We start from the raw sequence: 26,141 nt of genomic DNA, 5'->3' as shown, positions 1-26,141 counted from the left end.
GGTCCGGACTGACCCTGCTGATCCGGCTGATCCGGCTGACCCTGCTGATCCGGCTGACCCTGCTGATCCGGCCGGTCCGGACTGGCCCTGCTGGTCCGGCTGATGCTGCTGGTCCCGCTGGTCCCGCTGGTCCTGCTGACGCGGCCGGGCGGGCGGCTCGGCCGGCTCAGCCCGGTTTCACCAGGCCCTCCCGCTCCATCCAGTCCAGTGCCACCTGGTGCGGGTCCTGCCCGTCGACGTCCACCTTCGCGTTGAGCGTCTGCGCCACCTGGTTGTCGAGCTTCGCGGTGACGGGGCCGAGGACCTCGGCGATCGCCGGCCACTTCTCCAGCGTCTTCGTGTTGATCATCGGCGCCGCGTTGTAGTGGGGGAAGAATCCCCTGTCGTCCTCCATCACCACCAGGTGCATCGACTTGATGCGTCCGTCGGTGGTGAACACCTCCCCGTAGGTGCACTTCCCCTTCGCCACCTGGGTGTAGATGATGCCGGTGTCCATCTGGGTGATGTTCCTCGCCGGGATGCTCATCCCGTACGCCTTCTCCATGCCCGGCAGCCCGTCCGCCCGGTTGGCGAACTCGCCCTCGACGCAGAGGGTCACGGCACCGGGGTCCTTCTCGGCCAGCGCGGCCACCCCGGACAGCGTCCCCGTGCCGTACTTCTCGTGCTCGGCCCGGTTCATCGCCAGCGCGTAGGTGTTGTCCAGCGCGGAGGCCGGCAGCCACGTCACGCCGTTCTTCCGGTCGGCGTCGCGGACGGCCTCCCACTGCTTGTGCGGGTCGCTGATCGGCCTGCTGTTGCCGAGGTAGGTGATCCAGGCGGTGCCCGTGTACTCGAAGCCGCCGTCCGCCGTCCCGGACGTGACGGCCTCCCGGGAGCCGATGGAGCCCTGGATGCCGGTGCGGTCGAGGACGTCGGCGCCGGCCGCCTCGAAGGCGATGCCCATGATCGCGCCGAGGATCAGCTGCTCGGTGAACTCCTTGGAGGTGACCGTCAGCTGGGCGCCCTTGAGCGGCTCGCCCCGGCCGATCGTGCCGGGCCGCACGGAGTCGGCCATGGGGGAGCCGCTGTGCAGGCCGCAGCCGGAGGCGGCCACCAGCACGCCGGCCAGCAGCACGCCCGCGGCCCGTCTCATGACTCCGTCTCCAGTCCCCGTGGCCGCAGCAGGAGTTCGGCCAGTGAGGCCAGCCAGTCCACCAGGAGCGCCAGGACGACCGTGAGGATCGAGCCCAGCATCAGCACCGGCATGCGCTGGGTGGTGATGCCGACGGTGATGAGCACGCCCAGGCCGCCGCCCCCGCCGAAGGTGGCCAGGGTCGCGGTGCCGACGTTGAGGACCAGGGCGGTGCGGACACCGGCGAGGATCAGCGGGACGGCGAGCGGGAGTTCGACCCGGGTGAGCACTCCGAGCGGCGACATGCCGATGCCGCGGGCGGCCTCCATCAGGGCCGGGTCGTTGGCCTTGAGGCCGGCGATGGTGTTCGACAGCACGGGCAGGACGGCGTAGACGATGATGCCGATCAGGGCCGCCCTGGTGCCGGTGCCGAGCCAGATCACCAGCAGCGCCAGCAGGCCGAGCGCCGGGGTCGCCTGGCCCATGTTGGCGATGGTCATGGCCACCGGGGTGGCTCTGCGGAAGGCCTTGCGGGTGAGCAGGATGCCCAGCGGGATCGCGATGATCAGCACGAAGAAGGTGGAGATCACGGTCAGCCTGACCTGCTGCCACAGGGCCTTGGAGACCCGGCCGTTCGACAGGGCGTTCTGGGAGATCGCGTCGAGGTCGGCCTGCCGGAACCAGAGCCAGGTCGCGAGCAGCACGGCGACGATCACGGAGGGCAGGACGGTCAGTTTCCGCCGGCTGATGCGTGCCCTCGGGCGGCTCGGGACGAGCGGCGGGCCGCTGCCGGTCTCCTCCCGCGCCCGCGGTCCGTCCAGCTCCGGTTCGTCCACCCCCGGGCTGGTCATCACGCCTGCACCACCCCTCCCGGGCCCTCCTGCTCGGCGTGGGTCTGCGCGGAGCGCATCTCCTGCAGGTCGTGCTGGTGCTCCAGCGCCTCGAGCCGGTCGGCCTCCAGCAGCTCGTGCACGGAGTTCATGAGGGTCTCCATGTCGACGACGCCCTCGTAGGCGCCGCGCCGCCCGGTGACCGCGACCCGCCCGGCGTTGTCGGTCAGCACCGCCTCCAGCGCGTCGCGCAGGGTCGCGTCCCGGGTCACCGTGTCGCTGACCAGCGTGCCCGCACGCGCGAGCGAGCCGCGGGCGCGCATGAGGTCACCGCGCCTGAGCCATTTGTAGGGGCGGCGGCGCTTGTCGAGCAGCAGGATCTCGTTGGTGCCGCTGCCGCGGAGCCGGTTGAAGATCTCCTGCAGCGGGTCGTCGAGGGTGACGGTCGGGTAGTCGGTGATCTCGACGTCCCTCACCCGGGTGAGATTCAGCCGCTTCAGGGCGGCCCCCGCGCCCACGAACCCGGACACGAAGTCGTCCGCCGGGTTGGTGAGGATCGACTCCGGGGTGTCGAACTGCGCGATGTGCGAGCGTTCGCGCAGGACGGCGATCCGGTCGCCGAGCTTGATCGCCTCGTCGAAGTCGTGCGTGACGAACACGATCGTCTTGTGCAGCTCGTGCTGGAGCCGGATCAGCTCGTCCTGGAGGTGGTCGCGGGTGATCGGGTCGACCGCGCCGAACGGCTCGTCCATCAGCAGCACCGGCGGGTCGGCGGACAGCGCCCGCGCCACGCCCACGCGCTGCTGCTGGCCGCCCGACAGCTGGCGCGGATAGCGCCCGTGGAACTCGGCCGGGTCGAGGCCGACGAGGTCCAGCAGCTCCTCGACCCGCGCCTTGATGCGGGCCTTGGGCCAGCCGGCCATCCCCGGTACGAGGGCGATGTTCTGGGCGACGGTCATGTGCGGGAAGAGCCCGGCCGACTGGATGGCGTACCCGATCTTGCGGCGCAGCCTCACCGGGTCCATGTGGGTGACGTCCTCGCCGCCGATGCGGATGCGGCCGCCGGTCGGCTCGATCAGCCGGTTGATCATCTTCAGGGTCGTGGACTTCCCGCAGCCGGACGGGCCGACGAGGATGACGATCTCGCCCGCCCTGATCTCCATGGAGACGTTGTCGACGGCGGGCGCGGGATTGCCCGGGTACTGCTTGGTGAGGTTGTCGAGCTCGATGGTCGCCCCGGTCGCCGCGGCGCCGGCGGAGGTGTCAGACACGGATCCCCCTCGAAATGGTCAGCCGCCCGATCAGGACGTACGCGGCGTCGAACAAGAGCGCGAGGATGATGATGCCCAGCGTGCCCGCGAGGACCTGGTTGAGGGCGTTCTTGCTGCCCAGCGAGCCGATGCCGCGGAAGATCTCGTTGCCCAGGCCGGGCCCGGAGGCGTAGGCGGCGATGGCGGCGATGCCCATCAGCATCTGCGTGGCGATCCGGATGCCCGTCAGGATCGGCGGCCAGGCCAGCGGCAGCTCGACCCGCACCAGCCGCATCGGCCGCGACATCCCGATGCCGCGCGCCGCGTCCACCAGTGACGGGTCGACCCCGCGCAGCCCGACGATGGCGTTGCGCACGATGGGCAGCAGCCCGTACAGGGTCAGTGCGATGACGGTGGGCGCCACGCCCAGGCCCACGAGCGGGATGAGCAGGCCGATCATGGCGAGCGACGGGATGGTCAGAACGGTCGAGGTGGTCAGGGTGGCGAGGCTCGCGGCCCACTCGGTGCGGTAGGTGGCGATGCCGACCGCCACACCGATCAGGGTCGCCACGACCATGCACTGGAAGACGGCGCTCGCGTGCTGGTAGGCATCGGCGAGCAGCTGCTGGTGCCGGGTGCTCAGGTACTCCCAGAAGCTCACGCGCGCTCACCCCAGGATCGGCTAGGTCCTCTCCGGTTCCTCCGCCGCCTGTTCCACCAGCGGGATGATCCGCAGCGGAACGGGATTCTCCATGACGATCGCGGTGGCGGCCCGGACAATGCCATCAAAACCGACCACGCGGTCGATGACCCGCTGGAGATCGGCGTTGGAGCGGGCCACCAGGCGGCACAGCATGTCCCCGCTGCCGGTGGTGGTGTGCAGCTCCAGCACCTCGGGCACGGTCGCCAAGTGGGCCCGTACGTCGGATCCTTGGCCCTGCCGGATCTGCAGGGTGGCGAAGGCGGTGACGGGGTATCCGAGGGCGGCGGGATCCACCTGGGGCCCGAACCCGCGGATGACGCCATTCGACTGAAGGCGGTCCAGCCGGGCCTGCACGGTCCCGCGCGCCACCCCGAGCCGCCGGGACATCTCCAGCACCCCGATCCGCGGCTCCCGTGCCAGCAGCACGATGATCCTGCCGTCCAGCTGGTCGATCGCCACATCGGCCTCCCGATCGAGTGGTCATCCTGTACAGAAGGGCCGCCTTTACGGGCCTCCCGCTGAGCAGATTGCCCAGTGAATCCGCAAACTATTGCGCACCTTGCGTACGCCGGTCAGGCTGCCGCTATGACGCAGACCACACACCACACTCCCGACACCGCCCGGCAGGCCGACCCCTTCCCGGTCAAGGGAATGGACGCGGTCGTCTTCGCCGTGGGCAACGCCAAGCAGGCCGCGCACTACTACTCCAGCGCCTTCGGCATGCAGCTGGTCGCCTACTCCGGACCGGAGAACGGCAGCCGCGAGACCGCGAGCTACGTGCTGGAGAACGGCTCGGCGCGCTTCGTCCTCACCTCCGTCATCAAGCCCCACACCACCTGGGGCAACTTCCTCGCCCAGCATGTGGCCGAGCACGGCGACGGCGTCGTCGACCTCGCCATCGAGGTGCCGGACGCCCGCGCCGCCCACGCCTACGCGATCGAGCACGGCGCCCGCTCGGTGGCCGAGCCGTACGAGATGAAGGACGAGCACGGCACGGTCGTCCTCGCGGCGATCGCCACCTACGGCGAGACCCGGCACACCCTCGTGGAGCGCTCCGGCTACGACGGCCCCTACCTGCCCGGCTTCGTCGCCGCGGCACCGATCGTCGAGCCGCCCGCCCACCGCACCTTCCAGGCGGTCGACCACTGCGTCGGCAACGTCGAACTCGGCCGCATGAACGAGTGGGTCGGCTTCTACAACAAGGTCATGGGCTTCACGAACATGAAGGAGTTCGTGGGCGACGACATCGCCACCGAGTACAGCGCGCTGATGTCGAAGGTGGTGGCCGACGGCACGCTCAAGGTGAAGTTCCCGATCAACGAGCCCGCCGTCGCCAAGAAGAAGTCCCAGATCGACGAGTACCTGGAGTTCTACGGCGGCGCGGGCGTGCAGCACATCGCGCTCAACACGGGCGACATCGTGCAGACGGTCCGCACGATGCGCGCGGCCGGCGTGGAGTTCCTCAACACCCCGGACTCCTACTACGACACCCTCGGCGAGTGGGTCGGCGACACCCGCGTGCCCGTCGAGACGCTGCGTGAGCTGAAGATCCTGGCCGACCGCGACGAGGACGGCTACCTGCTGCAGATCTTCACCAAGCCGGTCCAGGACCGTCCGACGGTCTTCTTCGAGATCATCGAGCGGCACGGCTCGATGGGCTTCGGCAAGGGCAACTTCAAGGCCCTGTTCGAGGCGATCGAGCGGGAGCAGGCCAAGCGCGGCAACCTGTGAGGTCCGCGCGGAACCCGCGCGTCCGCGGAACGCGCCGCCCCTGAGCGGACGCCGGCGGTCCCGTGCCCCGCGGGTGCCGCGGGGCATCCGCGGGACACGGGGGGCCGGCCCGGCCACCGCGAGCCGGTCGGCGGGCCGTGCGCACCGCCGCGGTCCGCCGACCGGCACCGCCGCGGCCCGGCTCAGCTGGGCCGCCGGGGCGCCTTGCCGTCCGCGCCGTCCGCGCCGCCCGGGGTGCCGGTGGGCACCGGCTCGTCGGGCGGTTCGCCCAGCGCGGCGAGCGCCTGCCTGGCGGGCGGCACGGCGAGCGGCGAGAAGCGGGGGTTGATCCGCAGCGCCTCCCGCAGATGCCGCCGAGCGGGAGCGGCGAGCCCCAGCCCCCGCTCGATCATGCCCCGGTGATAGGCGTACGGGGCACTGCGGACGCCGCCCCCGTGCGCCCGGTCCGTCGCGGCCACGGCGAACGCCAGCGCCTGCTTGTCGTCACCGGCCCGGTGCAGCGCCCACCCCAGCGCGTCGGCCACCTCGGTCCCCGGCTGCCGCTGCCACTCCGCGCGCAGCCGGCGCACGGCCGCCCGCGGATCCCCGTGGTCCGCCTCGAAGGTCCCGAGCACCAGCTCGTCGTCGACCCCGCCCGCGGCGTCCTGCGCGGCCAGGGTGCGCAGCAGGTCGTACTCCACCCGGGCCGCCTGCTCCAGCCCCAGCGACTCGTACAGCTCGCCCAGCTCCAGGGCACAGGCGGGGCGCGGCTGCTTGCCGAGCGCCACCCGGTAGGCGCTCAGCGCCTCCGTCGTGCGGCCGAGCGCGGCCAGCGTCCGCCCCTGCCCGGCCTGCGCCGCCCGCTGGTCGGGGTCGAGCCGCACCGCCGCCCGGAAGAGCCGCAGCGCCTCCGCCAGGTCCCCGCGCTCCCAGGCCAGCTCCCCGGCCCGCTCCAGGTACGCCGCCCGCTCGGCGGGCGCACCCGCTGCCGCCGCCGCGTCGGACAGGGCGGCCGCGGCGTCCTCGCGCCAGCCCCGGTCGCGGTAGACGGCCGCGGCCCGCGCCCGCACGGCCGCCCCGGAACGCAGCTCCAGCAGCCGGTCCAGCGTCCGCCCGGCCGCCTTGTGGTCGCCGAGCCCGGTGTAGGCGTCGATCAGCGGCGGATACGCCGTCCAGCGCCTGGCGTCGAGCCTCAGCGCCGCCTCGCCCCAGCTCCGCGCCGACCGGAAGTCCCGGCGGGCGTTCGCCAGCGCCGCCATGCCGTCCAGCGCGGCCGCGTTCTTCCGCGGCCGCACCCGCAGCGAGGTGCGCAGGGCCTTCTCGGCCCGCGGGTAGTTCCCGGCGTCCGCCGTGCGCCGCCCCTGCTCCACATAGGCCGCCCCGAGCACCGCCCACGACCGCGCGTCCCGGGGGTGCCGCCGCAGCAGGGCCTCGCGCTCGTCGATCAGTGCCGCCAGCCCGGGCAGCGAGGCCGGCACGCCCGCGGTGACCGCCGACAGCGCCCGCGCGCCCGGTGCCGGCCCGGCCGGCGGACGCACGTCCGGCCGCTGCCAGGGCCACCACGCCGACGCCCCGCCGAGCACGGCGCACCCCACGACGGCGGCGAGCAGCACCCGCCGGCCCCTGGTGCCACCCCGCGCCCGCCCGGCGGCCTCCGCTTGGTTCTCCATGGCGATCACTGTGCGTCAGTACGACGAGCACATCGCGGCATACGTCCACTGCCGTAGACGGGGTTCACACCGATGGCCCCGGGTGCGAACCTGTGATCATGAGCCGTATCGAAGCGCGTCGCCATGAGGACACAGCAGTGCCCGGGAACCTCGTGGACCGGCTCCTGGCCGGTCTGCCCGCAGAGGCCGTCCTGACCGACCCGGACGTCACGGTCTCCTATGCCAACGACATGGCCAGCTTCTGCCCGGCCGGCACCCCGGCGGTGGTCGTGCTGCCGCGCACGGTCGAGCAGGTGCAGCACGTCATGCGCACCGCCACCGAACTGCGCGTCCCGGTCGTCCCGCAGGGCGCCCGCACCGGCCTGTCGGGCGGGGCCAACGCCGCCGACGGCTGCGTCGTGCTGTCGCTGACCAGAATGGACCGGATCCTCGAGATCAACCCCGTCGACCGCATCGCCGTGGTGGAGCCGGGTGTCGTCAACGCCACCCTCTCCCGCGCCGTCGGCGAGCACGGGCTGTACTACCCGCCGGACCCCTCCAGCTGGGAGATGTGCACCATCGGCGGCAACATCGGGACGGCCTCGGGCGGCCTGTGCTGCGTGAAGTACGGGGTCACCGCCGAGTACGTGCTCGGCCTCGAGGTGGTGCTGGCGGACGGGCGGCTGATGTCCACCGGCCGCCGTACGGCCAAGGGCGTCGCCGGTTACGACCTCACCCGCCTCTTCGTCGGCTCCGAGGGCTCGCTCGGCGTGGTCGTACGGGCGGTCCTCGCGCTCCGGCCGCGGCCGCCGCAGCAGCTGGTGCTGGCGGCGGAGTTCGCCTCCGGGGCGGCCGCCTGTGACGCGGTGTGCCGGATCATGGCGGGCGGCCATGTGCCGTCGCTGCTGGAGCTGATGGACCGTACGACGGTCAAGGCGGTCAACGACATGGCGCGGATGGGTCTGCCGGAGACCACCGAGGCCCTGCTCCTGGCCGCCTTCGACACCCCCGACCCGGCCGCCGACCTCGCCGCCGTCGGGGAGCTGTGCGAGGCGGCGGGCGCCACCCGGGTGGTGCCCGCCGACGACTTCGCCGAGTCCGAACTGCTGCTGCAGGCCCGGCGGTTGTCGCTCACCGCGCTGGAGGCGGTCAGCGGCACCACGATGATCGACGACGTGTGCGTGCCCCGGTCCCGGCTCGGCGAGATGCTCGAGGGCACCGAGCGGATCGCCGAGAAGTACCGGCTCACCATCGGGGTCGTCGCACACGCGGGCGACGGCAACACGCACCCGACGGTCTGCTTCGACGCGGCCGACCCCGACGAGTCCCGGCGCGCCCGCGAGTCCTTCGACGAGATCATGGCCCTCGGCCTGGAGCTCGGCGGCACGATCACCGGCGAGCACGGCGTGGGCGTGCTGAAGAAGGAGTGGCTGGCGCGCGAGATCGGCCCGGTGGGGGTGGAGATGCAGCGGCAGATCAAGCAGGTCTTCGATCCGCTGAACATCCTGAACCCCGGCAAGCTGTTCTGAGCCGGCCCCGGTGGGCTCACCGGGCGAGCAGCTGGTCGAGCGCGTCGTCGATCCCCAGCTGCCCGCCCTCAGTCCCCGGGGGCACCACCCGCAGCGTTCGCTCCAGCCAGGCCGAGACCTGGGCGGCCGGCGCCTCCAGCAGGGCGTCACCGTCGGGTGAACTCAGCGCCATCAGGACGACGCCGCGTCCCTCCGACTTGGCCGGCCACACCCGCACGTCCCCGTGCCCGCACGGCCGGAACACCCCCTCCACCAGCAGGTCACGGGAGAACGTCCAGGTCACGGGGTTCTCGGAGGTGATGTGGAAGGCGATGTGGACGGCGTACGGCTCGTCGGTGCGGTAGCTCAGCCGGGCGGGGACCGGGACGCTGCGTCCCGGGGACAGGATCAGTCTGAGCTCCAGCTCGCGTTCCACCACGGTGTAGTGCATGGCGTGCGGTTCCTCTCTCGGGCAGGTGTACGGGGCCTCACGGCGGGCCCGTACGGGGAGAGAGGCGCCGGCCGCCCGGGCATTACGCGGGTCGCGGGAACTTTTTTCTCCGAGTGTGTGAAGGCCGTGCACGGGCTTGCCCGGAAAGGGGTGGGTACGGCGGGACGGGCGGTGGCGGAGCAGCGGGTCTGATAGATGTGGACCCCCCTATTCACCCCCGAGCAGATACGGGACGACGGACATGAGTGCCCCAACCCCGGCCCCCGGTGACAGCAGGCCCCGCGAAGGGTATTACCCGGATCCGTCCATTCCTGGATATGTCCGGTACTGGAACGGCGCGGCGTGGGTACCGGGCACCAGCCGTCCGGCCCCCACGGACGGCGAGTCGCTCGCGCCGCCGCCCGGTGCGCACCCGGCTGCCGTGGAGGAGACGGGACCGCACTTCTTCGACGAGGACCCCGAGCCCGGACCGTCCCCGGCCGAGGCGCAGCACGGCGGCCGTCCCGAACCCGCGTCAGCCTGGGGCGCCGACGCAGCCCGTCAGGCCGGCTTCGGCGGCGAGCAGGACCGCCGGGTCTCCTGGGGTTCGCCGCCGGCCGCGGACCCGCGCGTCCCCGCCGACACCCCGGCCCCGCCGGAGGGCCGGGCCGCCCGCACCGACGGCACGGCCACCATCCCGCCGGCGGACGGGGGCTCCGGCGACGTGGACTCCGGCGGCACGTTCGTCTTCCGCCGGCCGGCCACGCCGTCCGCGGGGGCCGGCGCGGCGGGGGCGAAGGGCACGGGCGCTCCCGGCTTCCCCCGGCCCGGCGGCCCCCCGGCCGACGAGGGCACGATGACCTTCCGCGCGGTGACCCCGGGCACCGGAGGGCAGGACGGGGTGCGGGGCGGGGGCGGGCAGAAGCCCGGTTTCGGCGCGGGCAAGGCGGCGGCGGAGCGCGCCGCCGCGGCGCAGACGCCGCCTTCCGCACCACCGGCCTCCTCCGCGCCACCGGCCTCTCCGGCACCGCCCGCCGCCTCTTCTTCATCACCCAGCTCTCCGGCACCACCGGCCTCCCCGGCACCACCCGTGCAGCCCGGTCCCTCCGGCCCCCGGCAGCCCTCCCCGGTACTTCCGCCGCAGCCCGGTGGTGCCGTCCGGCCCGCCGCCCCGGGCCGGTCTCCGGCCGGGCAGGCTCCCGTCGCCCAGGCGCCCGCGGGGCAGCCCGCCGCGGCTCCCGCCCCCATGACCAGCGGCGCCGGTGGCGGTCAGTCCTCCTGGGCGCAGCAGGTGCACCGGCTCGCGGGTGCCGACGAGGAGCAGCCGGTCGCCCCGTGGAAGCCGCCCGTCGAGGACGTCTTCACGGCCGCCGCCCGCCGTCAGGCCGCCGCCCGCCCCGCGGGCCTGGGCAAGCGGCTGGCCGCCCGGCTGCTGGACACCGCCGTCCTCGCGGCCGTCACCGCCGTGGCCGCCGTTCCGCTGGGCAGCAAGGCGCTCGACCACGTCGACGAGAAGATCGACGCGGCCAGGCTCTCCGGCGAGACGGTGACCGTATGGCTGCTGGACGGCACCACCGCGGTGTACCTGGGCATCGTGCTGGCCGTGCTGCTCGTCTTCGGCGTCCTCTACGAGGCGCTGCCCACCGCCAGGTGGGGCCGGACCCTGGGCAAGAGGCTGCTGGGGCTGGAGGTGCGCGACATCGAGGCGCACGAGCCCCCGTCCTTCGGCGCCGCGCTGCGCCGCTGGCTCGTGTACTGCGTGCCGGGACTGCTGGTGGTGGGGATCGTGGGCATCGCCTGGTGCCTGTTCGACCGCCCCTGGCACCAGTGCTGGCACGACAAGGCCGCGGGTACGTTCGTCGCGGGATGACCGGCTACGGCGTACGCACCAGCTGATTCGGTACTCCGGACGGCCGTCCGCCGGATGCGGGGCGCGATGGTTCGCGGTCCACTCGGGCCATGAGCACCGAACCGCCACCGGGCTCCGGACAGCCCCCGGAGGACGACCCGTTCAGGAAGCAGCCCCCGCCTGGCCAGGGGTCGGGCTCACCCTACGACGCGCCGGGAGAGGGCCGGCAGCCGCCCGGCCAGCCGCCACCGGGCGGGCAGCCCCCGCCCCATCAGGAGCCCCCGCCCGGCGGGCCACCACCGCCCCCCGGCACCGGCCCCTACGCCGCCGGTGCGCCCTCCGGCGGCGGCGCGTACCCCCACGACCCGCTCGCCGGCATGCCCCCGCTCGCCGCCAGCGGCAGGCGCACACTGGCGCGGATCATCGACCTGATCCTGGTCGGCATCGTCGTCTGGCTGCTCACCTGGCCGATGGGCGTGCACGAGTACAACGTCAACGGCAGCAGGATCGAGTACGGCAAGTCCTTCGCGCAGTCCGTCGTCGCGGCCGTCCTCTACATGGCCTACGACACGTACCTGATCAGCTCGTCGGGCCAGACGCTCGGCAAGAGGTGGCTGAACATGCGGGTGGCCGACCTCAGCGACGGCTCCACGCCCTCCGTGCAGACCTCGCTGGCCCGCGCGGCGGTGCTGTGGCTGCCGTTCGCGTTCTGCTGCGCCTGCGTCTGGACCGCGATCTCGGGCGGCTGGAGCTACTTCGACCGGCCCTACAAGCAGGGCCTGCACGACAAGGCCGCCAAGACGGTGGTGGTCAGCACCCGTTGACGCGGGCGCGGGCCGGCTGCGGGCCGGGACGGCGTCAGGAGGCGGCGCGTTCGCGCACCGGCCGGGACGCCGCCGTGCCGACCGCGGCCGGGACGGGCGTCTCCTCCTCGGCCGGCCGCTCCACCGCGACGGCCCTCGGCCGGGGCAGCGGCACCGTCATGGCGACCAGGACTCCGAGGCCGAGTGCCGCGACGGCGATGACGGCGATCCCGACGCCCGAACTCGTCCGTGACAGCAGCAGCATGGCGAGCGTCGAGAAGATCACGGTGCACGAACCGTAGACGAGCTGGGCGGGCGTCGGACGAGGCATGGCAATCGTGTCCTCGGAAGTGGGGGTCCACGGGCGTGTCGGCCTGGCTTTCCGCCGTTTTCAGGGCTGTCCGCCAACCGACTCTAATCGCGTGTGTGCCCGAGCGGAACGAACAGTAAGCGTGACCTAACCAACAGTGCCGGTGCACAGGGGGCGCACGGAGTCATGGCGCCCGCCACACGGGCAAGTGAACGCGCCGGTCGGGGCGTTCGTAAAGCGGACGTCGCTTCCGCATAGTGCACTTGTCCTGTTCAAGTCAAGGTCTGTCTTTTCTTACCGTCCTCTAGTCAAATTGCGTCACTTGACCGGCCACCTTGACCAAGAGGAACTCAAGTGACCCATAGACCTTGGACGTTCAGAGCGACCGCGATCGGGGTAACGCTCGCGGCGGCGACCGCCACCTTCCCGACGTTCGCCGTGGCGCAGGCCGCCCAACCGGCCAAGTCCGCCGCCGTGGACCGCCACGACCCGGCGGCTCCCCGGAAGATGAAGGAACACGACCTCGACGGTCCGCTCTCCAGGACCCAGGAGGCACAGCGCCAGGAGGCCCTGAACGAGGTCATATCCGGCCGGGCCCAGGTCAAGGACCGCCACGGTTCGCACGTCGTCCAGCTCAAGAGCAGGAGGGGCGACAGCAAGTACGTCGAACTGGGCCGGGAGAAGACCGACAGGATCTTCACCATCCTGGTGGAGTTCGGCGACAAGACGGACCCGAAGTACGGCGGCACGGCCGGCCCCGCGCACAACCGGATAGCCGCGCCCGACCGCAGCAAGGACAACTCCACGGCCTGGCAGGCCGACTACAACCAGAAGCACTTCCAGGACCTCTACTTCGGCACCGGCGCCCACACCGAGTCGCTGAAGAAGTACTACGAGAAGCAGTCCTCGGGCCGCTACTCGGTCGACGGCGAGGTCACCGACTGGGTCAAGGTGCCCTACAACGAGGCCCGTTACGGCAACAACGCCTGCGGCTCCACCACCTGCTCCAGCGTCTGGAACCTGGTCCGCGACGGCCTGACCGCCTGGGTCGCCGACCAGAAGGCGGCCGGCAAGTCGGACGCCGACATCAAGGCCGACCTCGCCCAGTACGACCAGTGGGACCGCTACGACTACGACGGCGACGGCAACTTCAACGAGCCGGACGGCTACGTCGACCACTTCCAGATCGTGCACGCCGGCGAGGACGAGTCCGCGGGCGGCGGCGCGCAGGGCACCGACGCGATCTGGGCCCACCGCTGGTACGCCTTCGGCACCGACGCCGGCGCCACCGGCCCCGAGAACAACAAGCTCGGCGGTACCCAGGTCGGCGACACCGGCATCTGGGTCGGCGACTACACGATGCAGCCGGAGAACGGCGGACTCGGCGTCTACGCCCACGAGTACGGCCACGACCTCGGCCTGCCCGACGAGTACGACACCAGCGGCGGGGACAACTCCACCGGTTTCTGGACCCTGATGTCCTCCGGTTCGTGGCTCGGCACCGGCAAGCAGGCCATCGGCGACCTGCCGGGCGACCTGAACGCCTGGGACAAGCTCCAGCTCGGCTGGCTCAACTACGGCACGGCGAAGGCCGGTACGAGGTCGAGGCAGACGCTGGGCGTCGCCGAGTACAACACGAAGAAGAAGCAGGCCCTGGTGGTCTCGCTGCCCGACAAGGCGGTCACCACCGAGGTCGTCACCCCGGCGCAGGGCTCGACCCAGTGGTGGAGCGGCAGCGGCGACGACCTGAAGAACACGCTGACCCGTGAGGTCGACCTGACCGGCAGGAAGTCGGCGACCCTCACCCTCGACGGCTGGTACGACATCGAGGCGAACTACGACTACCTCTACACCGAGGTCTCGACCGACGGCGGCGCCAACTGGACCGCTCTGGACGGCACGGTGGACGGCCAGGCCATCCCGCGCGACGGCAGCGACAAGCCCGCGCTGACCGGCACGGTGGACGCCTACAAGAAGCTGTCGTACCCGCTGGACGCCTACGTGGGCCAGAAGGTCCAGCTGCGCTTCCGCTACCAGACCGACGGCGGCGTGGCGCAGAAGGGCTTCGCGGCCGACGAGATCACGGTGACCGCGGACGGCGCGACGGTCTTCTCCGACAACGCCGAGGCGGCGGACGCCGCCTGGACCGCGAACGGCTTCTCCCGGGTCGGCGCGTCCTTCACCAAGGACTACAAGCAGTACTACATCGCCGAGAACCGCCAGTACGTGTCGTACGACAGGACCCTGAAGACGGGTCCGTACAACTTCGGCTTCTCGACGACCCGTCCGGACTGGGTGGAGCACTACCCGTACCAGAACGGCCTGTTGATCTGGAAGTGGGACACCTCCCAGCAGGACAACAACACCAGCCAGCACGCGGGCACGGGCCTGATCCTGCCGGTCGACTCGCACCCGAAGGCGCTGAAGTGGTCCGACGGCTCGCTGATGCGCAACCGCATCCAGGCCTACGACTCGCCGTTCAGCTGGTACCCGACCGAGGGCATGACGCTGCACAAGGCGGACGTGGCCGCCAGGATCAAGTGGTCGTTCGGGGTGCCGGTCTTCAACGACCACGCCAGCACCTACTACGACGCGTCGAACCCGACCGGTGGCGTCAAGATCACTGACACCAACACGAAGATCAAGATCGTCCACGAGGCCTGGAACGGCTCGACGATCCGGGTCGAGGTCGGTCCCGCGGTGAGGTAGTCAGTATTTCCGCAGGTCAGAAGCGTATCGGCGGTGACCCCCTGGCGGGTCGCCGCCGATCGTGTTTAGGTGCGTCCTGTGCTTCGCTTATTGACACCGACTCGCACGGGGGAGTGACCTGCATGGCCGCAGGAGGTTTCTGCAAGCTGCCGACCGGCAGCGTGGTGGTGGCCCTGAACCTGCCCAGACCCACCACCGACGGCACGGGCTGTGTCCGTGTCCTCGTCCACGCCCAGAACCGGGCGCGCGCCCTGACCAGGCTGCGCAACCTCGGCATGCGGGCGGTCTACCTGCGCGGCAACGCCGCCCCGCCCACCCCGGACGAGATCACCGCGGTCCTGCACCACCCGGACGGCCTGATATGGCGAACGGCCCCTGACAACGGTGTCGTGACGGGATCGGAGCTCCCCCAGGAGCTGTGGCACCCCATCAGGGCCCTCCTGAGGCGCCCCACGGCCCCCGCCCGGGCCGGCAGCGCCTAGCGGCCGTGGGGCGGGCCCGGACGCCGCCGGGGCGGCCCTGAGCGCCCTCAGGCGAGCACGGGCTTCCCGGAGAGCTCCACGCCCGCCTCGCGCATCTCCTCCAGCGCCCGCTCGGTGGTGTCCGCGGCCACCCCCGCGGTCAGGTCGAGCAGCACCTGCGTACGGAAGCCCTCCCGCACCCCGTCCAGCGCGGTGGCGCGCACGCAGTGGTCGGTGGCGATCCCGACGATGTCCACCTCGCCGACCTCCCGGGCGCGCAGCCAGTCGGCCAGCTTGACGCCGTTCTCGTCGGCCCCCTCGAAGCCGCTGTAGGCCGCCGCGTACGCCCCCTTGTCGAAGACGGCGTCGATCGCCCCGGAGACGACGGCGGGCGCGAAGTTCGGGTGGAAGCCGACGCCCTCGGTGCCCGCGACGCAGTGCGCGGGCCAGGAGTGGACGAAGTCGGGGTTGTCGGCGAAGTGGCCGCCGGGGGCGATGTGGTGGTCGCGGGTGGCCACCACGTGCTGGTAGCCGGAGCCGGCCGCCTGCCCGATCAGCTCGGTCACGGCGGCGGCCACGTCGGCACCCCCGGCCACGGCGAGGCTGCCCCCCTCGCAGAAGTCGTTCTGGACGTCGACGACGATCAAGGCGCGGCGCATGGCGGGTGTCCTTCGGTGGGCCCCGGCTCCTGCGAGCGCGGGGAAGGTGAATGTCGAGCCTAGAGACTTCGCGGGCGGCGCGGGAGGGGTGGGGGAGAGGTACGGGAGGGGCGCCCGCCCGGCCACCCCCCACGGCTACAGCTGTCAGCTACCCGAGCCCCCGGTCAGGTACTCCGTCGGAATCACCGCTTCCCCTCGCGAGAGCTGGGTCGCGGACAGCGGCAGGGTGCCCCGGGCGGTCACATGCCGCTCCCGTACGACGTCCAGCGGCTCGCGGAAGACCACGTCACCGCCCTTGATCAGCTCGACCGGCAGCTGCCGGCCGGCGAGCCCGGCCGGCACCGGCCCGGTGCCCACCACCTCGGCCTCCGCGACGCCGTCCGCGTCCAGCCGCCGCGCCGCCCACTTGCGGCCGCCGATGGAGGTCTTGCCGCCGCTGGACTTCTTCGCCACCGGCACCAGCGGCGCCCCCGGGTCGTCGGACTCCGCGCGGGCGACCAGCTTGTAGACCATCGAGGCGGTCGGGTGCCCGGATCCGGTGACCAGCTGGGTGCCGACGCCGTAGGCGTCCACCGGCGCCGCCGCCAGCGAGGCGATGGCGTACTCGTCCAGGTCCGAGGTCACGATGATCTTCGTGTCGGTGGCCCCCAGTTCGTCCAGCTGCTGCCGCACCCGGTGCGCGACCAGCAGCAGGTCGCCGGAGTCGATGCGCACCGCGCCCAGCTCGGGCCCGGCGACCTCGACGGCCGTGCGGACGGCCTCGGCCACGTCGTAGGTGTCCACGAGCAGGGTGGTGCCCCGTCCGAGCGAGTCGACCTGGGCCCGGAAGGCGTCCCGCTCGTGGTCGTGGAGCAGGGTGAAGGCGTGGGCGGAGGTGCCGACGGTCGGGATGTTGTAGCGGAAGCCCGCCGCCAGGTCGGAGGTGGAGGCGAACCCGCCGACGTACGCGGCGCGGGCGGCGGCGACGGCGGCCAGCTCGTGGGTGCGGCGGGCGCCCATCTCGATCAGCGGGCGGGGGCCCGCGGCCGAGGACATGCGGGAGGCGGCCGCGGCGATCGCGGAGTCGTGGTTCAGGATCGACAGGATCACCGTCTCCAGCAGCACGCACTCGGCGAACGACCCCTCGACGCGCATGATCGGCGACCCGGGGAAGTACACCTCGCCCTCGGGATAGCCCCACACGTCACCGCCGAACCGGTAGCCGGCGAGCCACTCCTGCGTCGCCTCGTCGACGATGTCCCGCTCCCGCAGGAAGCGCAGGACGCCCGGGTCGAAACGGAAGTTCTCCACGGCGTCCAGAACGCGTCCGGTGCCCGCCACGACGCCGTAGCGCCGCCCGTCGGGCAGCCGCCGGGTGAAGACCTCGAAGACGCTGCGCCGTTCGGCGGTACCGCCCCTGAGGGCGGCCTGCAGCATCGTGAGCTCGTACTGGTCCGTGAAGAGCGCCGTCGAGGGAACGTCCACCGGCAGCCCAAGGTCCGCTGTGTTCATGGAGAGGCATGCTACTCCACTTTGCGTCAGTGTGACGATTTGTGGGGGCCGTGGCAGCATGGGCAGTGTGACGTCACCCGCTCCCCTTGAGATCGAACGGACCGAATCGGCGGAGGAGGTCTCCGCCGTACCCGAGCCGGACGTCCCCTGGGTCACGATCGTCCACAACGACCCGGTCAACCTCATGAGCTACGTGACGTACGTCTTCCAGACGTACTTCGGCTACTCCAAGGACAAGGCCACCAAGCTCATGCTCGATGTCCACCACAAGGGCCGTGCGGTCGTCTCCAGCGGCACCCGCGAGGAGATGGAACGCGACGTGCAGGCCATGCACGGCTACGGTCTGTGGGCCACCCTCCAGCAGGACCGGAAGTAGCGAACCGACTTCATGCCAGGACACTTCGAACCGCTTCCCGGCGGCGGCGCGGCCGTCGCCCTCGACGACGTCGAGATCTCCATCATCCGGTCGCTGGCCGTGCAGCTGCTGGAGCTCGTCGGACCCGGTCCCGCCGAGGACGCGCCCGACGACCCGCTGGCCGAGCTCTTCGCCGACGGCCCCAGCGAACCCCCCGAGGACCCGGTGCTCCGGCGGCTCTTCCCGGACGCCTACAGCGACCCCGAGGGGCCGCCCACGCGACCGGAGAAGGCGGAGGAACAGCGGGCGTACTCCGCCGAGTTCCGCCGCTACACCGAGAACGACCTGCGCGCCGGCAAGCGCGAGAACGCGCTCGCGGTCGTCCGCTGCCTGGACGCGCTGACCCCGGCCGCCGACGGCGGGGCGGTCCTCGAGCTCTCGGGCGAGGAGTCCAAACAGTGGCTGGGCGCCCTCAACGACCTGCGCCTGGCGATCGGCTCCCGGCTGGAGATCACCGACGAGGACGACACCGACCTCCTCTACCGGCTGCCCGACGAGGACCCGCGCAAGCCGATGGTGATGGCGTACCTGTGGCTGGGCGGCCTCCAGGAGACGCTCGTCTCGACACTCATGTCCTGACCCGCCGCCCCGTCGCGGCCCGCCGCCCTGCCGTGATCCGGTGCGGCGTGAGCTGCCGGTCGCGGCGTGCGGCGTTCGCTGCCGGGCGCGGTGCGCCGTGAGCTGCCGGTCGCGAGGTGCGGCGTTCGCTGCCGGTCGCGAGGTGCGGTGTCCGCTGTCCGCCGCGAGGTGCGGCGTTCGCTCAGAGGGCGCTCAAATCCGGATAACGATCACGTCACCGCCGCGGCCTCCTATGCTCCGCCGGACGGCCTTTGTCCGCTTCTCCCTGTGTCCTGAACCACATGGCACAGCGCTGATCACCGTTGCGGCCGTGATAAATCTTCACGACCGCCCGGCGAACACCACCCATGTTCGGCCGGGTGCGCCACCGAGCCGGCGGATCGCCGGCCAGGCACGGACGGGTCCGTGAGGCCCGTCCAACTCCATCAATCCGGGGGGATCGAAACCCGATCCGAGGCCGACGAGAGGCCCGGGTCGGCATGGAGAAAGGCGCACCACACAATGACCTCCGCTCAGGTCGACGACGAGGCCGCCCCGCAGCGGCCCGAAGAGGGATACGAGCGCGGACTCGGCAGCCGCCAGGTCCAGATGATCGCCATCGGCGGCGCCGTCGGCGTCGGCCTCTTCCTGGGCGCCGGGGCGAACATCGCCAAGGCGGGCCCCAGCCTCATCGTCATGTACGCCCTCGCGGGCGTGATCATCTTCTTCATCATGCGGGCGCTCGGCGAGCTGCTCCTGTACCGCCCGGTCTCGGGCTCCTTCGCGGAGTACTCCCGCGAGTTCCTCGGCCCGTTCTTCGGCTACTTCACCGCCTGGACCTACTGGCTGATGTGGGTCGTGACGGGCATGGCCGAGCTGACGGCCGCCGCGATCTACGTCAACTACTGGTTCCCCTCCGTCCCGCAGTGGACCACCGCCCTGGTCTTCCTGGTGGTGCTCTTCGGGGTCAACCTGATCTCCGTGAAGCTCTTCGGCGAGCTTGAGTTCTGGTTCTCGATGGTCAAGGTCACCGCGCTGATCGGCATGATCGTCATCGGCCTCGGCGTCCTCACCTTCGGCTTCAGCGCCGCCGGCGGCACCGCCTCGGTCGCCAACCTCTGGCAGTTCGACGGCTTCTTCCCCAAGGGCATCGGCTCGTCGCTGATGACGCTGCAGGGCGTCATGTTCGCCTACCTCGCCGTCGAGCTGGTCGGTGTCACGGCCGGCGAGTCCGAGAACCCGGAGAAGACCCTGCCCAAGGCGATCAACACCCTGCCCTGGCGCATCGCCCTGTTCTACGTCGGCGCCCTCACCGTCATCCTGTGCGTGGTGAAGTGGACGGAGTTCGCGGCGGGCGTCAGCCCCTTCGTGAAGGCGTTCGCGGTGATCGGCATCCCGGCCGGCGCGGGCATCGTCAACTTCGTGGTGCTGACCGCGGCCCTGTCCTCCTGCAACTCCGGCATGTACTCCACCGGCCGCATGCTGCGCACCCTGGCCGACAACGGCGAGGCCCCCCGGGTCTTCAGCAGGCTCTCCGCCTCCAGGACCCCCGCGCTCGGCATCACCGTCTCGGTGCTCTTCATGGGCATCGGCGTGGTCCTGAACTACGTCGTCCCGGAGAAGGCCTTCGGCTACGTCACCTCGGTGGCCACCGCGGCCGGCATCTGGACCTGGCTGATGATCCTGATCAGCCACGTCCTCTACCGCCGGGCGGTCGACGCGGGCCGGCTGCCCGCCTCGTCCTTCCCGGCGCCGGGCGGCGCGGTGTGCTCGTACATCGCCATCGCGTTCCTGCTCTTCGTCACGTGCCTGATCGCCTACGACGCCGACTCCCGGGTCTGCCTCTACGTGATGGCCGGCTGGGCCGCCGCCCTCGGGACCGGCTGGGCCGTGCTCAGGTCCCGCAGCCCCGAAGTGACACAGCGGCGCGAGCCGACGCTGGAGAAGGTGGGCTGACCGCCGACCCCGCGCCCTCACCGCGGACGCCGGCCGCGGCGGGTACTCGTGGCACCCGCCGCGGCAGCCGCTCCCGGCGTCCGGCATTCGGGCCGTCCCGTACCACACCTCGGTACGGGACGGCCCTTCTGCATATCCTGGCGAGCATGCTGACCATCACCCAGGCCCTCGTCGACCAGATCGTCGCGCACGCGCGCAAGGACCACCCCGACGAGGCGTGCGGCGTCGTCGCCGGCCCGGCGGGCTCCGACCGCCCGGAGCGCTTCGTCCCCATGCTGAACGCGGCCATGTCGCCCACGTTCTACGAGTTCGACTCCGGCGACCTGCTCAAGCTCTACCGCGAGATGGACGACCGCGACGAGGAGCCGGTGGTGATCTACCACTCCCACACCGCGACCGAGGCCCACCCCTCGCGCACCGACATCTCCTACGCCAACGAGCCGGGCGCCCACTACGTCCTGGTCTCCACCGCCGACACCGACGGCCTCGGCGACTTCCAGTTCCGCTCGTTCCGCATCGTGGATGGCGAGGTCACGGAGGAGGAGGTCACCGTGGTGGAGACGTACTGATCTCGAACACTGGATGAAAATCGTCCGGAGAATGAGATCACACTCCGGGTGACCGGCCGGGAATCGATACGATGACCCCATGGTTGTGAACGACGTGAGCGAGAAGACGCCGGGCATGCTGCTCGTGGCGCGGCTGCACGTCGACCTGTGCAGGCTCGCCAGCGCCATCTGTTGACGCTGCCCTGCCGCCGTACGGCCGTGAGCCGCGGCGCCCAAGCACCACCCCGCACGCTGCGCCGCCGCGCGCCCACCGACCCGACGAAACCATCGACAGGAGCCCTCACCCATGGCCATCGAGGTCCGCATCCCGACCATCCTCCGCACGTACACCGACGGCCAGAAGGCGGTGGAGGGCAGCGGGAACACCCTCGCCGAACTCTTCTCCGACCTCGAGTCCCGGCACACGGGCATCCAGGCCCGCATCGTGGACAACGGCGAGCTGCGCCGCTTCGTCAACGTCTACCTCAACGACGAGGACGTCCGCTTCCTCGACGGAATCAACACCAAGGTCACCGACGGTGACAACGTGACGATCCTGCCGGCCGTGGCCGGAGGTTCCGCCGCGGCGAAGCCGCGTCCGGCCGGGGTGGCGGCCGGGCGACGGGCGGGAATGGCCTGATCCGGATGCGCTACGACTCCCCGCTCGCCGCGGTCGGCAACACGCCCCTGGTGTGCCTGCCGCGGCTGTCGCCGTCCGAGGACGTCCGGATCTGGGCCAAGCTGGAGGACCGCAATCCCACCGGCTCGGTCAAGGACCGTCCCGCCCTGTACATGATCGAGCAGGCGGAGAAGGAAGGCCGCCTGACCCCGGGCTGCACGATCCTCGAGCCGACCTCCGGCAACACCGGCATCTCCCTCGCCATGGCCGCCAAGCTCAAGGGCTACCGCATGGTGTGCGTGATGCCCGAGAACACCTCGCAGGAGCGCCGGGACCTGCTCGGCATGTGGGGCGCCGAGATCATCTCCAGCCCGGCCGCGGGCGGGTCCAACACCGCCGTACGGGTCGCCAAGGAGCTCTCCGCCGAGCATCCCGACTGGGTGATGCTCTACCAGTACGGCAACCCCGACAACGCCGGCGCGCACTACGCGACCACCGGCCCGGAGATCCTCGCCGACCTGCCCTCCATCACCCACTTCGTCGCGGGCCTCGGCACCACCGGCACCCTGATGGGCGTCGGCCGCTACCTGCGCGAGCACAAGCCGGACGTCAGGGTCGTCGCCGCCGAACCGCGCTACGACGACCTGGTCTACGGCCTGCGCAACCTCGACGAGGGCTTCGTGCCCGAGCTCTACGACGCCTCCGTCCTCACCACCCGCTTCTCGGTCGGCTCCGCGGACGCGGTCACCCGCACCCGTGAACTGCTCCAGCAGGAAGGCATCTTCGCGGGCGTCTCCACCGGCGCGGCACTGCACGCGGCGATCGGCGTCGGCAGGAAGGCACTGAAGGCCGGCGAGAGCGCGGACATCGTGTTCCTGGTGGCCGACGGCGGCTGGAAGTACCTGTCGACGGGCGTCTACACGGCGCCGACGACGGAGGAAGCGATCGAGACGCTGCACGGCCAGCTCTGGGCGTAGCCCGTCTCACGGCCGGCTGGGCGTAGCCGGTCTCGCGGCCGGCTGGGCGTAGCCGGTCTCGCGGCCGGCTGGGCGTAGCCGGTCTCACGACCGGCTCTGGGCGCAGTCCGGCTCACGACGCCAGGTGGCGGACCTGGTCCCACAGGACCGGGTCCGCCACACCCACCTTCCGCCGGAACTCCCACACCGGCACCTCGCGCAGCTCGTCCGTCTCCAGGAAGCTGGCGCGCCCCCGCGCGTCGCCCACGGCGCCCGGCGGCAGCGGGATCACCCCGGGGCGTGCGTCGTGGTACCGACTGGTGATCTTCGCGACGGTCGCCCGCTCCCCGTGCACCACCAGCACCAGGCAGGGCCGGTCCTTCCCGCCGGGCCCGTCCTCGTAGGGCACGTTCGCCCACCAGATCTCCGCGGGCCGCGGCCGTGACCTCGTGCGGTCGCCCGGCCGCCCCGGCGGACGCGTCCGGCGCCCGGCCGGCCGCCGGCCCCGGCCCCAGCCGTCGACGAGCGTGGCGACCAGCGCGAGCAGCACCACCGCCGCGAGCGCCAGCCACCATGACGTATCCATACGGAGACGGTACCGGCGCGCGATGAGCGCCGCGCGCCCTCGTCCGAACCCGTGCTCCCCTCCCGGCGCTTCGTCGGCCCCGCTTCCAGCCGAACCGGTGACACCACAGGTGAGTTCGCCCACAACAGCCCTTGCCGGAGGAGCGACCGGGCGTTTTGCGCCTTACGCTCGACGGACCGCACGACCCCCGTCTCCCGCCAGAAAAAGTTCCCGCCCGCGGAGGTTTCTGCTTCATGAAGCTCACCGTCGTCGGTTGCTCGGGGTCGTTCCCGTCCGCGGAATCGGCCTGCTCGAGCTACCTCGTAGAGGCCGACGGCTTCCGGCTGCTTCTCGACATGGGCAACGGTGCCCTTGGCGAGCTGCAGCGCCACTGCGGTCTATACGACCTCGACGCGATCTTCCTCAGCCATCTGCACGCCGACCACTGCATCGACATGTGCGCCTACTTCGTGGCGCGCTACTACCGCCACGACGGCGGCCGCTGCGACCCGATCCCCGTCTACGGCCCCGAAGGCACCGAGCACCGCCTGACCACGGCGTACGCCGACACCCCCACCGCCTCCTCGATGAGCGAGGTCTTCGACTTCCACACGGTCAAGCCGTCCACCTTCGAGATCGGCCCCTTCACGGTGCACACGGAGCGCGTGGCCCATCCGGTGGAGGCGTACGGCATCCGCATCGAGCACGGCGGCTCGTCCCTGACGTACTCCGGCGACACCGGAATCAGCCCCGCGCTGGACGAACTCGCCCGCGACACCGACCTGTTCCTGTGCGAGGCGGCCTTCACGCACGGCAAGGAGAACATTCCCGACCTGCATCTCAACGGCCGCGAGGCGGGCGAGACGGCGGCCCGCGCCGGCGCGCGCCGCCTGGTCCTCACCCACATCCCCCCGTGGACCGACCCCCGGGCCAACCTCCGCGACGCACGCGAGGTCTTCCCCGGGCCGGTGGAGCTGGCGGCGCCGAGGGCCACGTACGAGATCTGACCTCCGCACGCACGAGGGCCCCGGCACCTGCTCGGTGCCGGGGCCCTCGTCATGCCCGTGCGGGCGGGGCTCACGCCTTGGTGAGGTCCTCGACCTCGTCGTCGGGCTCGCGGCCCGGGGTGGGCAGGTTGAACCTGGTGATGGCGAAGCGGAAGACCACGTAGTAGACCGCGCCGAAGACCAGACCGATCGGGATGATCAGCCAGGGCTTGGTGGCGAGGTTCCAGTTCAGCGCGTAGTCGATGAAGCCCGCCGAGAACGTGAAGCCCGCGTGGACGCCCAGCGCCCAGGTGACCGCCATGGACAGGGCGGTCAGCACCGCGTGGATCGCGTACAGCAGCGGGGCGATGAACATGAACGAGAACTCGATGGGCTCGGTCACACCGGTCACGAACGAGGTCAGCGCCAGCGAGACCATCATGCCCATCACGGCCTTGCGGCGCTCGGGACGGGCGGAGTGGGCGATGGCGATCGCGGCAGCCGGCAGACCGAACATCATGATCGGGAAGAAGCCCGACATGAACTGCCCGGCGGTCGGGTCACCGGCGAAGAAACGGGTGAGGTCGCCGTGCACCACCTCGCCGGCCGAGTTCTTGAAGTCGCCGATCTGGAACCAGGAGACCGAGTTCACGAACTGGTGCATGCCGACCGGGATCAGCGCGCGGTTGATGAGGCCGAACAGGCCCGCGCCGAGCGCGCCGAGGCCGGTGATCCACTCGCCGAAGTGCGAGATGCCCTCACCGATCGGCTTCCAGACCAGACCGAAGAAGACGCCCATGGCGGTGCCGACGAACGCCATGATGATCGGCACGAGCCGGCGGCCGTTGAAGAAGCCGAGCCAGTCCACCAGCTTCTTGCGGTGGTAGCGCTGCCACAGCACCGCCGACAGCAGACCCATCACGATGCCGCCGAGCACACCCGGGTTGTTGTAGGTCGCGGCTATGTCCGCGCCCTTGAGGACCTTCGCCTCGGTGACCGGGAACGCCTTGAGGACGTTGCTGTAGACGAGGAAGCCGACGAGCGCGGCGAGCGCCGTCGAGCCGTCCGACTTCTTGGCGAAGCCGATCGCCACACCGATGCAGAACAGCATCGGCAGATTGTCGAAGATCGCGCCACCGGCCGTGGCGAACACCGCTGTGACCTTGTCGGGCAGGTTCAGCTTGTCGTGGATGTCCTGCTGCCCGAGTCGCAGCAGGATGCCGGCCGCCGGCAACACGGCGATCGGGAGCTGCAGGCTGCGGCCGACCTTCTGCAGGCCCTGGAAGAGACCTGATCCCCGCTTCTTCGAGGGGGCCGCCGGAGGCGCGGTGGCGGTGCTCATATACTTCCTCCATCGGGTGGTGGTCTACACCACTCAGTGGTGTAGACCTGTTGTAGCAGATGAAGTCGGCATAAAGGAACCCGTCATTCCTGTTACCGCCGCGCTACGCGCTGTACGGTTCCGGCGATCTCCCAAGGTCCTTATCAGGCCTTATCGGGCCTGGGGGATGCCCTCGCGCTCCTCGTCCGGCTCCCGAGCCCGATGCCGGCACTCGAGAGTTGGCGACCGCCCGTGAGGTGGTGTAGACCAGTTACGACGATGGGGAGGCTGTGCCGCCGTCATGGGGCACGCACGGCGCCATCGCTCGTGAAGTTGGGCCGACTGTGCGTGAGGAGACGTCATGGCCAGCAAGGCTGAGAAGATCGTTGCCGGGCTCGGTGGCATCGACAACATCGAAGAGGTCGAGGGCTGCATCACGCGGCTGCGGACCGAGGTCGTCGACGCCTCCAAGGTGGACGAGGCCGCCCTGAAGGCCGCGGGCGCGCACGGCGTGGTCAAGATGGGCACCGCGATCCAGGTCGTCATCGGCACCGACGCCGACCCCATCGCCGCGGACATCGAAGACATGATGTGAGCCGCCGGCCCGCCCGGCCCCGCCGCAGTGGCGTCCGGCCCGCGGCGGTGGCATCCGACCCGCCGCGGTGACGCCCGGCCCGCCGCGGTGGCACCCCGCCCGGCACACGTACGGGGCCCCTCCCCACCGGGGGAGGGGCCCCCGCCCGT

At 71.4% G+C, this 26,141-nt stretch carries 27 protein-coding genes; 15 read left to right on the top strand and 12 right to left on the bottom strand.

Translation table 11 applies throughout. From position 1 onward, the window contains the following. Positions 1 to 166: 166 nt before the first annotated feature. The 5 genes from ACJ9NR_RS15355 to ACJ9NR_RS15335 are packed head-to-tail and all read right to left on the bottom strand — an operon-like array spanning position 167 to position 4,353. Entirely contained in the window at positions 167 to 1,132 is a 966-nt protein-coding gene (locus ACJ9NR_RS15355; protein ID WP_412488125.1) for a glycine betaine ABC transporter substrate-binding protein, read from the bottom strand. Further along, a complete protein-coding gene (locus tag ACJ9NR_RS15350; protein ID WP_412488124.1) occupies positions 1,129 to 1,962 on the bottom strand; it encodes an ABC transporter permease in 834 nt (277 codons plus the stop codon). The genes ACJ9NR_RS15355 and ACJ9NR_RS15350 overlap by 4 nt, the downstream gene beginning before the upstream one ends. Further along, positions 1,962 to 3,212, bottom strand: coding sequence for a betaine/proline/choline family ABC transporter ATP-binding protein (locus tag ACJ9NR_RS15345; protein WP_412512698.1), 1,251 nt, complete (start codon positions 3,210 to 3,212; stop codon positions 1,962 to 1,964). The genes ACJ9NR_RS15350 and ACJ9NR_RS15345 overlap by 1 nt, the downstream gene beginning before the upstream one ends. Then, entirely contained in the window at positions 3,205 to 3,852 is a 648-nt protein-coding gene (locus tag ACJ9NR_RS15340) for an ABC transporter permease (protein WP_412488122.1), read from the bottom strand. Before ACJ9NR_RS15340 ends, ACJ9NR_RS15345 begins: the two co-directional genes overlap by 8 nt. Positions 3,853 to 3,873: 21 nt before the next feature. Further along, complete coding sequence (locus ACJ9NR_RS15335; protein WP_412488121.1) at positions 3,874 to 4,353, bottom strand: Lrp/AsnC family transcriptional regulator; 480 nt, start codon at positions 4,351 to 4,353, stop codon at positions 3,874 to 3,876. Positions 4,354 to 4,479: 126 nt separating this feature from the next. Here ACJ9NR_RS15335 and hppD point away from each other — a divergent pair, with 126 nt between their 5' ends. Then, entirely contained in the window at positions 4,480 to 5,625 is a 1,146-nt protein-coding gene (gene hppD / locus ACJ9NR_RS15330; RefSeq protein ID WP_412488120.1) for a 4-hydroxyphenylpyruvate dioxygenase, read from the top strand. A 182-nt stretch (positions 5,626 to 5,807) separates the two neighbouring features. On the opposite strand, the gene ACJ9NR_RS15325 is transcribed toward hppD, so the two are convergent. Continuing rightward, a complete protein-coding gene (locus tag ACJ9NR_RS15325; protein ID WP_412488119.1) occupies positions 5,808 to 7,274 on the bottom strand; it encodes a tetratricopeptide repeat protein in 1,467 nt (488 codons plus the stop codon). Positions 7,275 to 7,366: 92 nt separating this feature from the next. Between ACJ9NR_RS15325 and ACJ9NR_RS15320 the strand changes: the two genes are divergently transcribed. Continuing rightward, positions 7,367 to 8,782 carry an FAD-binding oxidoreductase gene (locus tag ACJ9NR_RS15320; protein WP_412488118.1) on the top strand — a complete coding sequence of 472 codons (1,416 nt, stop codon included), beginning with the start codon at positions 7,367 to 7,369 and terminating at the stop codon, positions 8,780 to 8,782. 16 nt (positions 8,783 to 8,798) lie between these two features. Here the strand turns inward: ACJ9NR_RS15320 and ACJ9NR_RS15315 are convergent, their stop codons facing one another. Further along, positions 8,799 to 9,212, bottom strand: a complete 414-nt coding sequence (locus tag ACJ9NR_RS15315) for an SsgA family sporulation/cell division regulator (protein ID WP_412488117.1) — start codon at positions 9,210 to 9,212, stop codon at positions 8,799 to 8,801. Between the two features lie 241 nt (positions 9,213 to 9,453). Here ACJ9NR_RS15315 and ACJ9NR_RS15310 point away from each other — a divergent pair, with 241 nt between their 5' ends. After that, positions 9,454 to 11,061, top strand: coding sequence for an RDD family protein (locus tag ACJ9NR_RS15310; protein ID WP_412488116.1), 1,608 nt, complete (start codon positions 9,454 to 9,456; stop codon positions 11,059 to 11,061). Between the two features lie 89 nt (positions 11,062 to 11,150). Next, positions 11,151 to 11,864 carry an RDD family protein gene (locus tag ACJ9NR_RS15305; protein ID WP_412488115.1) on the top strand — a complete coding sequence of 238 codons (714 nt, stop codon included), beginning with the start codon at positions 11,151 to 11,153 and terminating at the stop codon, positions 11,862 to 11,864. 34 nt (positions 11,865 to 11,898) lie between these two features. On the opposite strand, the gene ACJ9NR_RS15300 is transcribed toward ACJ9NR_RS15305, so the two are convergent. Continuing rightward, complete coding sequence (locus ACJ9NR_RS15300) at positions 11,899 to 12,174, bottom strand: hypothetical protein (RefSeq protein WP_412488114.1); 276 nt, start codon at positions 12,172 to 12,174, stop codon at positions 11,899 to 11,901. A gap of 333 nt (positions 12,175 to 12,507) precedes the next feature. Here ACJ9NR_RS15300 and ACJ9NR_RS15295 point away from each other — a divergent pair, with 333 nt between their 5' ends. After that, positions 12,508 to 14,862 (top strand): immune inhibitor A domain-containing protein, encoded by a 2,355-nt coding sequence (locus ACJ9NR_RS15295; RefSeq protein ID WP_412488113.1) that lies wholly within the window; start codon positions 12,508 to 12,510, stop codon positions 14,860 to 14,862. A gap of 122 nt (positions 14,863 to 14,984) precedes the next feature. Beyond that, positions 14,985 to 15,344: a hypothetical protein gene (locus ACJ9NR_RS15290; protein WP_412488112.1), complete on the top strand. Its 360-nt coding sequence runs from the start codon at positions 14,985 to 14,987 to the stop codon at positions 15,342 to 15,344. A gap of 47 nt (positions 15,345 to 15,391) precedes the next feature. Here the strand turns inward: ACJ9NR_RS15290 and ACJ9NR_RS15285 are convergent, their stop codons facing one another. Beyond that, entirely contained in the window at positions 15,392 to 15,982 is a 591-nt protein-coding gene (locus ACJ9NR_RS15285) for an isochorismatase family protein (RefSeq protein WP_412488111.1), read from the bottom strand. A gap of 144 nt (positions 15,983 to 16,126) precedes the next feature. Next, on the bottom strand, positions 16,127 to 17,473 hold the full coding sequence (locus ACJ9NR_RS15280) for a nicotinate phosphoribosyltransferase (protein WP_412488110.1): 1,347 nt from the start codon (positions 17,471 to 17,473) through the stop codon (positions 16,127 to 16,129). Positions 17,474 to 17,531: 58 nt separating this feature from the next. On the opposite strand from ACJ9NR_RS15280, the gene clpS reads away from it, so the two are divergent. The 7 genes from clpS to ACJ9NR_RS15245 all read left to right on the top strand — a co-directional run bounded on the left by clpS (position 17,532) and on the right by ACJ9NR_RS15245 (position 22,546). After that, complete coding sequence (gene clpS / locus ACJ9NR_RS15275) at positions 17,532 to 17,849, top strand: ATP-dependent Clp protease adapter ClpS (RefSeq protein WP_412488109.1); 318 nt, start codon at positions 17,532 to 17,534, stop codon at positions 17,847 to 17,849. 12 nt (positions 17,850 to 17,861) lie between these two features. After that, complete coding sequence (locus ACJ9NR_RS15270; protein WP_412488108.1) at positions 17,862 to 18,467, top strand: DUF2017 domain-containing protein; 606 nt, start codon at positions 17,862 to 17,864, stop codon at positions 18,465 to 18,467. A gap of 501 nt (positions 18,468 to 18,968) precedes the next feature. Continuing rightward, positions 18,969 to 20,402: an amino acid permease gene (locus ACJ9NR_RS15265; protein WP_412488107.1), complete on the top strand. Its 1,434-nt coding sequence runs from the start codon at positions 18,969 to 18,971 to the stop codon at positions 20,400 to 20,402. A gap of 146 nt (positions 20,403 to 20,548) precedes the next feature. Beyond that, positions 20,549 to 20,971, top strand: a complete 423-nt coding sequence (locus ACJ9NR_RS15260) for a M67 family metallopeptidase (RefSeq protein WP_412488106.1) — start codon at positions 20,549 to 20,551, stop codon at positions 20,969 to 20,971. A gap of 79 nt (positions 20,972 to 21,050) precedes the next feature. Further along, positions 21,051 to 21,146: a putative leader peptide gene (locus ACJ9NR_RS15255; RefSeq protein ID WP_412488105.1), complete on the top strand. Its 96-nt coding sequence runs from the start codon at positions 21,051 to 21,053 to the stop codon at positions 21,144 to 21,146. Positions 21,147 to 21,257: 111 nt separating this feature from the next. Continuing rightward, a complete protein-coding gene (locus ACJ9NR_RS15250; protein ID WP_412488104.1) occupies positions 21,258 to 21,590 on the top strand; it encodes a MoaD/ThiS family protein in 333 nt (110 codons plus the stop codon). A 5-nt stretch (positions 21,591 to 21,595) separates the two neighbouring features. Next, complete coding sequence (locus ACJ9NR_RS15245) at positions 21,596 to 22,546, top strand: PLP-dependent cysteine synthase family protein (RefSeq protein WP_412488103.1); 951 nt, start codon at positions 21,596 to 21,598, stop codon at positions 22,544 to 22,546. Between the two features lie 112 nt (positions 22,547 to 22,658). On the opposite strand, the gene ACJ9NR_RS15240 is transcribed toward ACJ9NR_RS15245, so the two are convergent. Next, positions 22,659 to 23,111, bottom strand: a complete 453-nt coding sequence (locus ACJ9NR_RS15240) for a type II toxin-antitoxin system PemK/MazF family toxin (protein ID WP_412488102.1) — start codon at positions 23,109 to 23,111, stop codon at positions 22,659 to 22,661. 233 nt (positions 23,112 to 23,344) lie between these two features. Here ACJ9NR_RS15240 and ACJ9NR_RS15235 point away from each other — a divergent pair, with 233 nt between their 5' ends. Then, on the top strand, positions 23,345 to 24,097 hold the full coding sequence (locus ACJ9NR_RS15235) for an MBL fold metallo-hydrolase (protein WP_412488101.1): 753 nt from the start codon (positions 23,345 to 23,347) through the stop codon (positions 24,095 to 24,097). Between the two features lie 70 nt (positions 24,098 to 24,167). Here ACJ9NR_RS15235 and ACJ9NR_RS15230 read toward each other — a convergent pair whose 3' ends face one another. Continuing rightward, complete coding sequence (locus ACJ9NR_RS15230) at positions 24,168 to 25,418, bottom strand: PTS transporter subunit EIIC (RefSeq protein WP_412488100.1); 1,251 nt, start codon at positions 25,416 to 25,418, stop codon at positions 24,168 to 24,170. Positions 25,419 to 25,758: 340 nt separating this feature from the next. Between ACJ9NR_RS15230 and ACJ9NR_RS15225 the strand changes: the two genes are divergently transcribed. Continuing rightward, positions 25,759 to 25,992: a PTS sugar transporter subunit IIB gene (locus tag ACJ9NR_RS15225; protein ID WP_307133230.1), complete on the top strand. Its 234-nt coding sequence runs from the start codon at positions 25,759 to 25,761 to the stop codon at positions 25,990 to 25,992. The last annotated feature ends 149 nt before the right edge of the window (positions 25,993 to 26,141 follow it).

The sequence above is a fragment of the Streptomyces sediminimaris genome, from assembly GCF_047049295.1.
GTDB classification, from domain to species: domain Bacteria; phylum Actinomycetota; class Actinomycetes; order Streptomycetales; family Streptomycetaceae; genus Streptomyces; species Streptomyces sediminimaris.
The sequence above is the reverse complement of the archived record's forward strand: the minus strand, read 5'-3'. Positions and strand labels throughout refer to the sequence as shown.